This is a genomic window from Bartonella sp. CL434QHHD (genome assembly GCF_042195145.1).
GTDB lineage: Bacteria > Pseudomonadota > Alphaproteobacteria > Rhizobiales > Rhizobiaceae > Bartonella.
Window position 1 is genome coordinate 104,641 of the sequence record NZ_JBHINT010000012.1, and the last position, 12,526, is coordinate 117,166.

Genomic DNA, 12,526 nt, shown 5'->3' on the forward strand with positions numbered 1-12,526 from the left:
TTGTATTTTCGAGAGGTATGAATCACCCTATCATAAAAAAACAGTCTAACATAACAGACAATTTGAAAAATCTTTTTATATAAAAGGGATTACCGTTGTACCGGGAGGCAATTTTGCCTCATCTTCAGGCTCGACATGAATAGAAATACGCACATTATCAAATTCTTTTTGAAGAACAGCTTCGATTTTATCACAAATTTTATGTGCTTCTCCTACCTGCATTACAGCAGGCACAACCAAATGAAACTCTATAAAAGTAACCCTTCCAGCAACACGCGTCCGTAAATCATGGACCTCAAGCGCACCCGATGCATTTGCAGAAATCAGTTCCCGAATCCGCATGCTTTCATTCAATTCAACACCAACGTCCATTAATCCCTGAACAGCATTTCTAATCACCTTCCAGCCCTGTAAGAGAATATTAACGGCAACGATTATCGCTAAAATTGGATCTAAAGCTCCCCATCCTCCGACAAAACCGGCAATCAAACCAATTAAAATTGCAAGCGAAGTAAAAACATCTGTTATAAAATGCACTCCATCAGCTTTAAGAGCCGGTGAGCGATGGAGTTTTCCCTGCCAAATAAGAACCATTCCCCACATACAATTTATGACAGTTGCAATAAGATGAATAACAAGCCATATTCCAGGTTTCTGCAACAATTTAACGGTAGAAAGAGCTATCCATGCTTCTCTTAAAATAACAATTGCGGCAATAATAATGAGTACCCCTTCAAGAATTGCGGAAAAATATTCCGCTTTATGATGCCCAAAGGGATGATCATGATCTGCTGGCTTCATACTCACTTTAACAGCCCACCATGCTGCCAATGACGCAAGGATATTAACAATTGATTCCAATGCATCAGAATAAAGTGCAACCGAACCTGTGATGTGATATGTCCAATATTTCAAAGCAAAAACAATACACGCAATAAAAATAGAGTATAAAGTCAAGCTTTGTATATTGATTTTTACATCCATGAACCTCATCCTTTTCTTCACGAAATAGGGAATTAATATTTTCAACCATATCATTATACTTTTGGCATAACGACGATCTTTCCTCAATATTACAGAAGCTTCATCATACAATAAACGCCTCAGCTCACCATTATTATCGTAAAAACTGCTCAGTTACACGAACAGCACCAATAAATAAAGAAGAGAGAAAATAATAGAAAAAAGAGCTTTCCCAAGAGCAATCAAACACATAACCTTCATTATTAATCGTTTTCTGAATAACTTAAAGCCATCTCACTTCTCATAAACGAAAAACTTTTTTTGCTCAAATCTATCATGATCATGCATTATTTTTCAGTCTTATGATGTGCATTATACCCCATTTATAAGCCATCGTTGCACCTTAGAAAAAATATCTTAGCACTCTACGGTAACTTTACAGGTCAACTGGATTTTAAAATATGATTTACTAAAAAATTTAGATATAAAAAGAAGAACAATGATTACCCTCAAAAAAAAAGAATCTGGGCATTGGGGACCCAGATTCTTTTCCCTTAGAAATTAAGGGCATACAGAACTTGGGAAATAGCGGGGACCCAAGACACTGCACCCGATACGAGAAAAAATATATGATTCCGTATCAGTATTTTTACATTATACCTATGGTTGCATATTGTCAATACAAATTCTACCATAAGTTTTAAAATAATGTTTTTTTATCTCTTTTTTTTAAATAAAACAAATTCTAACATCTGGAAATCATAAGAAAAAAGCACTAAAAATCTCGCATGCATTTGAATATCACAACAATCAATGAAACAGATGATCCACGCCTAAAAGCCTATCATAATATCCGTGAAAAAGATCTTGTTGGACGGCAACATCAATTTATTGCTGAAGGCAAAGTAACATTGTCCGCATTACTACATTCGAAAGAGTTTTCTGCCATCTCACTGCTCATCGTAGCAAACCGTCTCTCTGGACTTCTACCGCTTTTAGAAAAAACACAGCCTCTATGTCCCATTTATTGCGTTCCACAAAAAGTTATGGATAATATCACCGGCTTCCATGTTCATCGTGGTGTTCTGGGTATTGGTAAACGCAAAATACTGCCATCCTTACAAAGTTTTTTACAACATCTTCCAGAAAAAGCTTTGATTCTTGTTTTATGTGGTATCTCGAATCACGATAATATGGGATCAATTTTTCGTAATGCAGCAGCCTTTGCCAGTAATGGCATTATTGTCGACAAAACCTCATGCGATCCACTTTATCGCAAATCAATAAGAGTGTCTGCCGGTGCTGCTTTAAAAGTACCCTATACGCAAGACGCTGATATAAATGACATTATAGCTGCTCTAAACGATGAAAACTTTCATCTTTATGCACTCTCCCCTTCTGCCTCACACACTCTCAAGCAAGCCAACAAAACCAAAAGAATGGCACTTATTTTTGGAACAGAAGGCGATGGCTTACCACCCCATATACTACAACAATCAAACACCTTACGTATTCCCATGACTGACGGTTTTGACAGCCTTAATGTTGCCACAGCCTCAGGTATTGCACTTGCTCATTTTACCAACTTTGACCACTAAAGATGATAACACTTCAAGTTATAAAACATACCCAATGTTGTATGTTATCTATCAGTCTCCAATAATATTGCCGTTCCCTAGCCTTTGAAAGCATTGATAAAAAACATTTTTACATTTTCTTTATCATCACTTTCCACACCCTAACCCACTTATGACGTGCAAAAGATATAATTTTGATGGATTCAATCATAAAACAAACTTTCAATGAAAAAATCTTCCGGAAGTCTCTCATTCAAGTTTAAGATTAAAAAATATCATTATAAATCAATTTACTATGCTTTATAAAGCTGTTGTTTTTAGTTCTGAGGAAACAGGATCTTTTGTTTCGAGATTGCATAAAACGCGCTTCAACATCATTTCAGTATCAGCTGCACGTTCTGAATGTGTTACAAATCCTCCCCCAAGAATACGCGCCTCATGACCATTTCCATCATAAAGAACGCAAGCTTGCCCTGGTGCCACACCATTTTCACATTCCAATAAATCAACGGAAAAAATACCTTCTTTATAATGTAAGCGCGCAAGGTGAGGAGGACGCGTTGAACGCACCTTTACAGCCACCTCAATACCTTGAGAAGGGAAATTATCTAACGACTCATCACCAAGCCAATTCACATCACGTAAAAAAAGCTTATGCGTTTCTAACATTTCACGCGGTCCAACAATAACACGTGCATTTTCCACATCGAGATAAACCACATAAAGCGCTTCACCCGTTGATACCCCAATACCACGACGTTGACCAACCGTATAATTAACAATTCCCGAATGTTTACCTAAAATCTTTCCATCAATATGGACAATAACGCCAGGATTAGCTGCTTCTGGACGCAGTTTTGCGATAACATCTGAATATTTTCCTTGTGGAACAAAACAAATATCCTGACTATCATGCTTATTGGCAACCACAAAGCCCATTTCTGCTGCCATTTCACGAACGCGGGCTTTTGGAAGGTCACCAAGTGGAAAACGCAAATAATCAATCTGTTCTTGTGTCGTTGCAAAGAGAAAATAACTCTGATCACGATCATTATCGAGAGGACGAAAGAGTGCTCGATGCGCTCCGTTGGAACGCGAACGAATATAATGTCCCGTAGCCAAAGCATCTGCCCCCAATTCGCGTGCCGTTGCTAATAAATCAGCAAACTTAACCGTTTGATTACATGCAATACATGGTACTGGGGTCTCTCCATGAGCATAACTTTCTGCAAAAGGATCAATAACAGCTTCGCGAAAGCGCTTTTCATAATCAAGAACATAATGAGGAATTCCTAGTGTTTCTGCAACGCGGCGTGCATCCTCAATATCTTGTCCTGCACAACACGCCCCCACCCGATGCGTTGCTTCCCCATGATCATAAAGCTGCAACGTAATGCCAATAACATTATACCCTTCCTTTTTCAAAAGACCTGCAACAACCGATGAATCAACCCCCCCCGACATCGCAACAACAATGCGAGAATCCTCAGGTTGTCCTGGTAAATCAAGACTGTTTAAAAACATGTATTCATTCTCTATTTAATGCTCTGTTTAATGGCTACCCATATGTTGACATTCTGATGCACGCTCTTCAGCACTTTTACACGATTGATTGTCTTTATATTATTTTTTTATCCTTTCCACAACCATAGGCATTATTTTCTTAAGAGCTGCTGCAAACAAAAAAAGAATGATGGAAATAAGGCATAATGGCAATCGTTTAGGAGAAATCCTTTTTTGCTCTTTTGAAAAATCCGGTAAAATATTGCAAGAATCTCTTCTACACACTTCAACTTGAGCTTCTTTTTACATACCCAATCACTTTATTAATTTTTTCTTTCAGCGCTTTTAGCTCTTTTTTAAATTTCATGCTCTATAAACGAATCAAGTCCTTGACTAAAGGTAGAGGATACGAATGAGCAACTTGATAAAAACACAAATGAAATATGTTATTGGGCCAGATGGAAGTCCGCTTACAATTGCCGACCTACCGCCGCAAACAACACGGCGCTGGGTGATTCGTCGCAAAGCTGAAGTTGTTGCGGCTGTCAGAGGTGGATTGTTAAGTCTTGACGAAGCGTGCCACCGTTATACTTTGACTGTAGAAGAATTTCTTTCATGGCAAAGTTTAATCGATGAACACGGTTTAGCGGGATTACGAACGACCAAGATTCAACACTACAGGCATTAAGTTGCCATTGATTACGATTTGATAACATAAAGCAATCTATAAAACAGCCAAACTTGATAAAAGTTTGGCTGTTTTATACTATATCCAAAAGATAAACCTGAAAGAATGGATTCTTCAATAATTGCTTTTATTAGCCAACCATTGCATTAGCCAACCATTGAATTAGATTGAATCAAAATATCCTTATCATCCGCAACAATCTTCTTTTCTCGTGCTTCCAAAAGCTGTGCACGTTGCAGCTCTGTATTAGCTTCATGGAGAGCAATTTCAGCGTTTGTTTTTTGAAGTTCTAAATCACGAATTGAATTGATCAGATTATCACGTCTTTGCCGCGCTGCACGCGCAAAAGCAGAATAAGCAAAATGGTGAACATCATTGTTTCCAGATTTACGTTCTTCATGAGTAATCTGTGCTTCCAACTCTAACACCATTCGTTCAAATTCTGCGATCATCATCTCAAGCTGTGCAATTTCACGGCGCTTTCCACGCACTTGAAACATCCTCAATCGCACCATATTTTCTCGTGGCTTCATACTCACTACTCCTTGATTGCGCCAACTCAAAACTCGCATTCACACCCAATAAATATCTTTTAGTTATATGTCTATCCGACAAAAACAGTCTATTAACTTGAAATTATAATAATTTTTGCCTTGCATTAAAGCATCTGAAAATACAATCTGCTTTAAAGAGCAATAACTATTTCTTTAACTTTTCCCCCCATTATAAATGAAGAGGTTTAAAGCTCAGTAAATAAACACTGAAATTGTAAAAAAGTAATTTATAACGCTCTTTTACAATTTTTTTTAAGTTAAAGTTTATAGAAAAAGCCCTTCTTTGTTTATTATGTTAAAAAATATGGGATTTTTCTAAAATAATTTTGTAGCCTCTTTCAAAAATAAAAATATTTTGTTAACCACTATCATGGATAGTGGGGAATTTAGTAGTGATTGTTACGCGTACTACTGAAATGTTCATAAACACTTTGTCATAAGTGTTTGATTTAATGAATTGTTTTTATAACAGTGGTTTTGCTAACTGATATAAAATAGAAATGCTCCTTATGATTCGTGAAGGAGCAAAGTGAGGGATCTAAAATGCGCGTATTATTAATTGAAGATGATAGAGCAGTTACTCAAAGCATTGAGTTGATGTTAAAGTCGGCTAACTTTAATGTTTATATCACTGATCTGGGTGAAGAAGGTATCGATTTAGGAAAACTCTATGATTATGATATCATTTTGCTTGATCTGAATTTGCCTGACATGTCAGGGTATGATGTCTTGCGGACTCTAAGATTGGCAAAAATAAAAACTCCTGTCTTAATCCTTTCTGGTATGAATGCCATTGAAGACAAGGTTCGTGGTTTTGGCTTTGGAGCAGACGACTATATGACGAAGCCTTTTCATAAAGATGAGCTCATTGCACGTATCCATGCAGTTGTTCGTCGTTCTAAAGGACATGCACAATCGGTTATTGTTACCGGAGATCTCACCGTTAACCTTGACACAAAAACTGTCGAAGTTGCAGGGCGCCCTGTTCATTTAACCGGTAAAGAGTACCAAATGTTAGAGCTTCTCTCTTTACGCAAAGGTACCACCCTTACCAAGGAAATGTTTCTCAATCATCTCTATGGTGGAATGGATGAACCAGAACTAAAGATTATCGATGTTTTTATCTGTAAATTGCGGAAAAAATTGGAAGCAGTCTCTTCTAGTGTAAATTACATTGATACAGTTTGGGGACGTGGTTATGTATTACGTGATCCAGTTGAAGAGAACGTACGAAAAACCGCTTAAGCAGTGAACATGCACATTGTAAAATCTCGGAGTGTAGCGGGCCGAGATTTTTTCCCGAGATCTTTTCTCTGTTAAAAGTAGAAAACTCGCACACCAAAAATCTCATATAGAAAGCGCTTAAAGCTTAAGAAGTAACCACACCAAATTTACACATATAACCTTATCGCTCATAAATTCAATCGAAGCCACTTTTCCCAACACAGCTTAAGCGCTTCTCTCTTATTCAAAGCTTTTTTATACTTTCTAAAACAATACAACCATCACTTTCATCAATATTTATTTTCATCTCTGTCATCTGAGCAAGTAACATTGTGTAATAAAATTGGATGACATGTGCATCAACAAGCTCTTCTTGAACTTCTCCACGGAATAACGCAAGAAAATGAGGGGGTATACGGAGAGTTCTACCGAAAACCTCAAATCGAAAAGAACGTTTATTTTCTTCTTGCAAAATCATAACAACAATTTCACCACCACGAGAAACTGTTGCATTTGCAATCAATAATAAATTAAGCAAAAGTTTAACTTCATCTTTTTCTAACAATAAAGAAGAAGCTTGCCATTTTAATGTTGCTTTTTCTTCTTTCATATATTGTTGAGCAACCTGCTCTGCAGCCCGTGTATCTATTTGTCCTCCACTTGCACCAGCAAAACCAAAAGCCAATCGCGCAAATTGTAGACGTGCAGCAGCACTTGCAACGGATAAACGCACCAATTGTAAAGCATCTTCTTCAGCTCCTCCTTCATCATAAAGCTCCATTGCATTTTGAATAGCCCCCACAGGTGAAATCAAATCATGGCAAATACGACTACAAAGCAAAGCAGCAAGATCCATAGGCTTCAAAGAAATATCTAACGTCATAATGATTGAAAACTCCTAGATTCAAAAAAACAAACTTTATTTTAAAGAAAAACTCTTAACATCTGATGCATAATAGGAAATATTAACAATCATGCTAAAAAATCAGAAATAAATTCAAGAATTTAAATAACCTTATATCTTATTTTTTATTTGAATAGCATGAAAATTCTAATATTATCTTTTTGTTTATCACTAATAAAAGGAGAAAACTCCATGGCTCTCTCTCTGCTCAAATACTGGTACAAAAATATTATATCTTTAATCTTCCTTTTATTCATCACCATAAACACCACACATGCTCAACTAAAACCAATAGAGCAAAACGAGCCTCATTATTCACTCCAAGAAATTATTGATTCTGGTCATATTTTTTTTGGAAAAACAGCCAGTGGTTTGGCTGTTGCAATTCAAAATATTTTTTCAAAATACGGTTATCCCAATGCCTATATTTTAGGAGAAGAAGCTTCTGGTGCCTTTTTTGCTGGATTAACCTATGGCGAAGGAAGGGTTTTTACCAAAAGCTATGGTCAACATAAAGTTTTTTGGCAAGGTCCCTCAGTAGGATGGGATTTTGGCGGCCAAGGCTCCCGTTTAATGATCTTAGTTTACAATCTTAATGGCATAAATAATTTATGGAGACGCTATGGTGGTATTTCAGGTTCGGCCTATTTAATTGCAGGTGTTGGTTTTCATGTCCTAAAATACCATAATACCTTGTTAATCCCAATACGTACAGGAGTCGGCGCACGCCTTGGTATCAATGTAGGATATTTAAAATTAACACCTAAACCGACATGGAATCCGTTTTAAACGTATTCTTATTTGAAAAGGGATATTATGCTTATTCAATCATTTCTTTTTTTTATACTCGGAGTTGCTTTCACTTCTTGGTTACTGGTGCTTTTATCTCCTTTTATTTGGCGGAAAGCCGTTCATTTTGCGTATAAAGATGTTTGTGCGAAAATGCCATTATCACTCGCGGAAATAGAAGCAAATCACGATTTTCTTCGTGCACAACATGCTGTAGAATTAGCAAACAACCAACAAAAGTATGAATTTTTGCAAAAAAAATATGCCCAACAAAAAATACAACTGAGCCAAGTAACAGAACAATTTTATCGGCTATGCCTCCCCACAAAAGATACTCTCACCAAAGAAGCGATAGCAATCAAACAAAATATCGCCACACTACACACTTTCAAAGGAAAGAAAAATGATGCGTGAAAAAATCGCACTCTATCAGCAACGCTTACAAAAAATCCAAACTCATGAGCTTGACCCGACTGCTAACCACCAATTGCTGGAAGAACTCCGTGAAGAAACAAAAGAACTTGCAGCAACATTGGCAGCTCAAATAGCGCTACAAGAGGGGAATACATCACCCATCAACACATTGATTCAAAAATCAAAAAACAAAAATGACCTAGCCTCACGTATTCGCAAAAAAATAACTTTTCTCTCCCAAAGCCCTGTTAAATAAGTTATCTTTTAAAACACCTTAAATGAAGAGTAAAATCAACAAAGGTTCATTGTAACTTTCATAACCCAAATCCTTTTTATTAAACGTGACTTTTCTGCTAAGCTAAAGAACAAAGTTTTTTAGCCTATACCGTTCTGTTAAAAAATATCTTCTTGTCTAGCAGATTCACTTTCTAATCATATCACCGCTCTAAAGAACAACATTTCATAGGTTCTAGAAAGCAAATAATACCAAAGACATTGGTCACACACTCTAACAAAAAATACCTTCTAAGATGGATCACCAATAGAGATTTGACCATAATTTTAAGGATAAAAACACGCTCTCAAGAGTGATAAAAATCTCTTATTTTTTGGATAATCATATCCTGATCCGTTTGTGTCAAGTAAGGATGCATTGGTAAACTTAAAACGCACTCTCCTAAAGATTCTGAAACAGAAAGGGAATCTTTTACATAAGGGAAGTGTTTATAAGCTGGCTGTTGATGTAAAGGAGTTTTATAATAAATCATTGTAGGAATAGAATTTTTTTGTAAAAAATCTTTTAATTTATCCCGTTCTTTTACCTTAATCGTATATTGTGCATAAGCAGAACGAATATTTTCTCCTATTTCTGGAACTGTAACAATATCTCTTAAGCCATTGGAATAGCGTTGAGCAATTTCTACACGCTTTTCCATTTCATCTTCAAAGATCACAAACTTTTCTAGTAAAATTGCAGCCTGAATGCTATCTAGGCGCGAATTCATACCAATACGTACATTGTCATATTGCGTTTCACCTTTACCATGAAACAAAATAGAGCGTAAAAGTTTTGCAAAATGATCATCATTGGTCATCATAGCGCCTCCATCGCCATAACATCCTAATGGTTTTGCAGGATAAAAACTTGTAGCAGCCACATCACCAAAAGCACCACACATAGTATTACCGCTTCTCCCCCCCATAGATTGAGCAGCATCTTCAATTACAAAAAGATTTTCCTTGGCAGCCACTTGAGCAATTTGCACATAGTCAGCAGAAAGCCCAAATAAATCAACAGCAATAATAGCCTTTGGCTTTAGACGTCCTTCTTTTTTTATCATTTCGATAGCGTGAGAAAGTTTTTCAACATCAATATTGAATGTATCAGGTAAAACATCGACAAAAACAGGTTCAGCCCCCACCAAAGCAACCACTTCAGCCGTTGCTGAAAATGTAAAACTAGGACAAAAAACAGCATCCCCTAGACCAATATTTTTAGCCATAAGAGGCATCTTCAAAGCATCTGTTCCATTAGCACATGCAATCACATGTTTAACGCCAAGATATTCTGCCAATTTCTCTTCAAATTCTGTTACTTTTGGCCCCAAAATATACTTACCACTAGCGACTACATGCGCAATTGCAGAATTAATTTTATCTTCAATACGCGCACGCTGCGCCCCAAGGTCGATGAATTGCATATTAACTCCATTGATCATCACAAGAATGCAAAAGCGCTACCTATCTCTTTTATCTATCATAATTGACATCAGCAGCTGTTAAAATCCGTAAAACAGCAATAGCATCATCACCATTTGTACGAGGTGATTGACGCGTTTCAATACAATGAAGGAAATGCCGTAATTCGCAAGTAAGCGGCAAGTCTTCACAAACATCAATATAATTCAGCTCATCCATGCTAAAAGCCCACTCTTGATTTTCTTTCCAAACAGCAAAATGGTGCATTGCCAATTTACGACTCCACGGTTCCATATCATCAAAAACGAGTATAGCCTTTGTTCCAACAACAATTAAACGCCTCTCACGATAAGAACTTAAGCGTGAAGTAAAAAGATGACTACGCACACCATTTGGAAAAATCATATGAATATGAGAAAAATCAGAAATCTGATCAACGACAGCAGCCCCCTCACCGCGAATTTCGGAAGGTTCGCATCCTGTCAACGCCAAAATCATTGAGAGATCATGAGGGGCAAGATCCCATAAAGCATCACTGTGTGTGTGAAATTTTCCAAAGCCTAATCTATGAGAATAAATATATCGCACATCTCCCACATCTCCGTTTTTCACCAATTCACACATTTTTTCAAAAGCCGGATGAAAACGTAAAATATGGCCCACCATAAAAACTCGCTCATAGGCCTCAGCCTCCTGAACTTGGCGTTTAGCATCAGAAACATTCAAGGCTATTGGTTTTTCCACCAAAACATCTTTACCATTTTTAACAGCACGGAGCACATTTTGCGTATGCAATTGTGGCGGCAACGCTAATACCAACGCATCAATATCTCGATGAGTAAAAAGATCATCTGGTGTAACAACCTCTACACCATACAGTGTTGCAAAACTAGCAGCACGATCATTATCAATATCAGAAACTGCTGCTAAAGCTCCGAGAGAGTGGAGTGTCCGTATATGATTTTCACCCCAATGACCGCATCCTAAAACCGCTACACGTGGCACCATTTTCATGCCTTACCTTACTTTATCATATAAAATTACACTTTTACATATCGAGGATAATATAGAATGACAAGAGAAAAGCTTAAAAACGATGCTTGACATCTTACTATTCTACCCCTTATATCCGCAAAAGATATAATTATTGACAATTATGATTGCTTATTTTGGCGGAGTAGCTCAGTAGGTTAGAGCAGAGGAATCATAATCCTTGTGTCGGGGGTTCAAATCCCTCCTCCGCTACCATTACTTTTTTATTGTGTGTGTAGTTTGTCAGCAGTGTAGCTGTAGCTTGCCAGCGGGTTTTGTATATTTTGCCACTAGTTTTTGTACCAATTTATTTTTTCTCAAAGAGTTTTAAAGGGTCTTCAAATGCCTTTCAAAGGATATTTAAAGCTCTCTTTAACGCATTTTTCTGCTCCTATTTTTCCAAATCACTAAAGCATGTAAAGTCGGGTTGAAAGGCAAGGGGGACGATTCCTGTCGGACCATGGCGTTGTTTTGCTATAATAACCTCAGCTTTACCCTTGGCTTGCTCCATTGCCTCTTGCCATTTGTTATACTCAGCAGTGCCTTCTTTCGGTTCTTCATTTTTGAGATAATATTCTTCACGATAAACGAACAGAACAATGTCGGCATCTTGCTCTATTGAACCAGATTCACGTAAATCAGAGAGTTGCGGACGTTTATCGGTTCGGTTTTCAACTTGGCGCGAAAGTTGTGACAGAGCAATGATGGGAATATTGAGTTCTTTTGCAAGTGCTTTTAATCCGGTGGTAATGGCTGTAATTTCTTGAACGCGGTTTTCTAATGAACGCTTTGAACCGCTTGTCATGAGTTGGATATAATCGATAATCAAGACATCTAGACCATGTTGTCGTTTAAGACGCCTTGCACGGGCGGCCAATTGTGCAAGGGATACACCCCCCGTTTGATCAATATAAAGAGGGATTGTTTGTAAGGAACGCATTGCGTAAATGATGTTGGTAAATTGCTCTTCTGAGATATTACCACGACGCATATCAGAAGAAGAAACCTTTATTTGTTCTGAGATAATACGAGTTGCAAGCTGTTCTGTTGACATCTCAAGTGAGAAGAAACCTACAATGCCCCCTTCATTTTCTTGGCTGTTATCATGACGCTTACAAGCATTGGCAATATTAAAAGCAATATTGGTCGCCAGAGAGGTTTTCCCCATTCCAGGGCGTCC

13 protein-coding genes and 1 tRNA gene are annotated in these 12,526 nt (G+C 37.4%); 7 read left to right on the forward strand and 7 right to left on the reverse strand.

Annotated features, from left to right (window positions below; genetic code table 11):
* Positions 1 to 75 precede the first annotated feature (75 nt).
* Positions 76 to 984, reverse strand: a complete 909-nt coding sequence (locus tag ACFILN_RS02575) for a cation diffusion facilitator family transporter (RefSeq protein WP_375631194.1) — start codon at positions 982 to 984, stop codon at positions 76 to 78.
* Between the two features lie 767 nt (positions 985 to 1,751).
* On the opposite strand from ACFILN_RS02575, the gene ACFILN_RS02580 reads away from it, so the two are divergent.
* Positions 1,752 to 2,561 (forward strand): TrmH family RNA methyltransferase, encoded by an 810-nt coding sequence (locus ACFILN_RS02580; protein WP_375637667.1) that lies wholly within the window; start codon positions 1,752 to 1,754, stop codon positions 2,559 to 2,561.
* Between the two features lie 279 nt (positions 2,562 to 2,840).
* Here the strand turns inward: ACFILN_RS02580 and mnmA are convergent, their stop codons facing one another.
* The gene (gene mnmA / locus ACFILN_RS02585; RefSeq protein ID WP_375621388.1) at positions 2,841 to 4,064 is read right to left on the reverse strand and encodes a tRNA 2-thiouridine(34) synthase MnmA; all 1,224 of its coding nucleotides are present in this window, start codon (positions 4,062 to 4,064) and stop codon (positions 2,841 to 2,843) included.
* A 391-nt stretch (positions 4,065 to 4,455) separates the two neighbouring features.
* Here mnmA and ACFILN_RS02590 point away from each other — a divergent pair, with 391 nt between their 5' ends.
* Positions 4,456 to 4,731 carry a DUF1153 domain-containing protein gene (locus ACFILN_RS02590; RefSeq protein WP_273790817.1) on the forward strand — a complete coding sequence of 92 codons (276 nt, stop codon included), beginning with the start codon at positions 4,456 to 4,458 and terminating at the stop codon, positions 4,729 to 4,731.
* Positions 4,732 to 4,877: 146 nt separating this feature from the next.
* On the opposite strand, the gene ACFILN_RS02595 is transcribed toward ACFILN_RS02590, so the two are convergent.
* The gene (locus ACFILN_RS02595; RefSeq protein WP_273790818.1) at positions 4,878 to 5,264 is read right to left on the reverse strand and encodes a flagellar export protein FliJ; all 387 of its coding nucleotides are present in this window, start codon (positions 5,262 to 5,264) and stop codon (positions 4,878 to 4,880) included.
* Between the two features lie 564 nt (positions 5,265 to 5,828).
* On the opposite strand from ACFILN_RS02595, the gene ctrA reads away from it, so the two are divergent.
* On the forward strand, positions 5,829 to 6,530 hold the full coding sequence (gene ctrA / locus ACFILN_RS02600) for a response regulator transcription factor CtrA (protein WP_273790819.1): 702 nt from the start codon (positions 5,829 to 5,831) through the stop codon (positions 6,528 to 6,530).
* A 223-nt stretch (positions 6,531 to 6,753) separates the two neighbouring features.
* Here the strand turns inward: ctrA and chpT are convergent, their stop codons facing one another.
* A complete protein-coding gene (gene chpT, locus ACFILN_RS02605) occupies positions 6,754 to 7,392 on the reverse strand; it encodes a histidine phosphotransferase ChpT (protein ID WP_273790820.1) in 639 nt (212 codons plus the stop codon).
* Positions 7,393 to 7,605: 213 nt separating this feature from the next.
* On the opposite strand from chpT, the gene ACFILN_RS02610 reads away from it, so the two are divergent.
* The 3 genes from ACFILN_RS02610 to ACFILN_RS02620 are packed head-to-tail and all read left to right on the forward strand — an operon-like array spanning position 7,606 to position 8,872.
* A complete protein-coding gene (locus tag ACFILN_RS02610; protein ID WP_273790821.1) occupies positions 7,606 to 8,202 on the forward strand; it encodes a DUF1134 domain-containing protein in 597 nt (198 codons plus the stop codon).
* 27 nt (positions 8,203 to 8,229) lie between these two features.
* Positions 8,230 to 8,616, forward strand: a complete 387-nt coding sequence (locus ACFILN_RS02615; protein WP_375631197.1) for a hypothetical protein — start codon at positions 8,230 to 8,232, stop codon at positions 8,614 to 8,616.
* Positions 8,606 to 8,872, forward strand: a complete 267-nt coding sequence (locus tag ACFILN_RS02620; RefSeq protein ID WP_375631198.1) for a hypothetical protein — start codon at positions 8,606 to 8,608, stop codon at positions 8,870 to 8,872. The genes ACFILN_RS02615 and ACFILN_RS02620 overlap by 11 nt, the downstream gene beginning before the upstream one ends.
* A 325-nt stretch (positions 8,873 to 9,197) precedes the next feature.
* On the opposite strand, the gene ACFILN_RS02625 is transcribed toward ACFILN_RS02620, so the two are convergent.
* A complete protein-coding gene (locus ACFILN_RS02625) occupies positions 9,198 to 10,316 on the reverse strand; it encodes a DegT/DnrJ/EryC1/StrS family aminotransferase (RefSeq protein ID WP_375660761.1) in 1,119 nt (372 codons plus the stop codon).
* A gap of 49 nt (positions 10,317 to 10,365) precedes the next feature.
* The gene (locus ACFILN_RS02630; RefSeq protein ID WP_273790823.1) at positions 10,366 to 11,322 is read right to left on the reverse strand and encodes a Gfo/Idh/MocA family protein; all 957 of its coding nucleotides are present in this window, start codon (positions 11,320 to 11,322) and stop codon (positions 10,366 to 10,368) included.
* A 163-nt stretch (positions 11,323 to 11,485) separates the two neighbouring features.
* Here ACFILN_RS02630 and ACFILN_RS02635 point away from each other — a divergent pair.
* Positions 11,486 to 11,562: transfer RNA gene (locus ACFILN_RS02635), tRNA-Met, on the forward strand.
* Between the two features lie 175 nt (positions 11,563 to 11,737).
* On the opposite strand, the gene ACFILN_RS02640 is transcribed toward ACFILN_RS02635, so the two are convergent.
* Positions 11,738 to 12,526: DnaB-like helicase C-terminal domain-containing protein (locus tag ACFILN_RS02640; protein ID WP_375670790.1), on the reverse strand; the 789-nt coding region annotated here is incomplete at its 5' end.